This is a genomic window from Sphingomonas sp. CROZ-RG-20F-R02-07 (assembly GCF_022662335.1).
In the GTDB taxonomy this organism is placed as follows: domain Bacteria; phylum Pseudomonadota; class Alphaproteobacteria; order Sphingomonadales; family Sphingomonadaceae; genus Sphingomonas.
The window spans coordinates 1-845 of sequence record NZ_JAKNQJ010000048.1 but is presented as its reverse complement, the minus strand read 5'-3'; the positions used below and the strand labels follow the sequence as shown (position 1 = coordinate 845).

Here is an 845-nt window from a genome sequence, read left to right as displayed (position 1 = left end):
TCTGTTTACGACTATGAGTACGGGCGTTGCGTCGTGCGACGTTCAACGAATTCGGACATCGGAGAACGATGGACGTGCTGGTACCAGGCATGGATTGACCCCAAGCAAAGAAGAGCTGGTAAATGTGAGAGCTTGCTCGCCAACGCTTTGCATTCACGGGCAATGCGGAAAGTCGATCCGCTACTCGCAGCTCTGCAGGGCATTAGGCCTCACAAGAGCTACTATATTTTAATTATTGAAGGACGGGCTTTGCCACGCCCTTAAGGCATTGAGCAAGTATCCATCGGCAGTGCCGAGTGACCTAACACTCAATAGATCTGACAGTGGCATTGCCGACTGCACATCTCAGCTACCGCGTGGCGGCAGACTGGTCAAATGAAAAATCGTCAGCGCGCAACCATGTCATTGACTGTCCTACGTTTGTTGCCTGGGCTTTTTCGAAGACAGGCGCGCGCTTAAGTTGATATTGACGCCCGCCACCGATTGCTACCTCGATAGGCGTCCGTTCCAACGGCTGATCTGAACGGATAGGGTTTGGCATCCAAATAGAACGGTGGACCATGTTCGTCGACCGGTTGTTGTACAGCGAGCCCGTGATCCACCTTACTTACGACCAGATAGCCTGCAGCGCATAATTATAATCCCTGCAGCTATATTTAAATTCCCTGTTTTTGCAGTGCTTTCACCACTCATCAATCTCAGATCCGCCGGAATGCGCCATTCCTGTGCGTCATCGGTGGCGGCATGCTCAAAAACTTCCCTGTTCTCAGAAGCGTAGTCGGCCCTCGAAGTCGGAGAGGCTGTCGCCTTAGTGCCCGGCTCATAATTCGAGTTTGGCGATGCGG

At 52.4% G+C, this 845-nt stretch carries 1 protein-coding gene; it reads right to left on the bottom strand.

Translation table 11 applies throughout. The features are described from left to right. Positions 1-603: 603 nt before the first annotated feature. Positions 604-845 (bottom strand): hypothetical protein (locus tag L8H00_RS18650; RefSeq protein ID WP_242098852.1); only part of this gene is annotated, 242 nt, incomplete at its 5' end.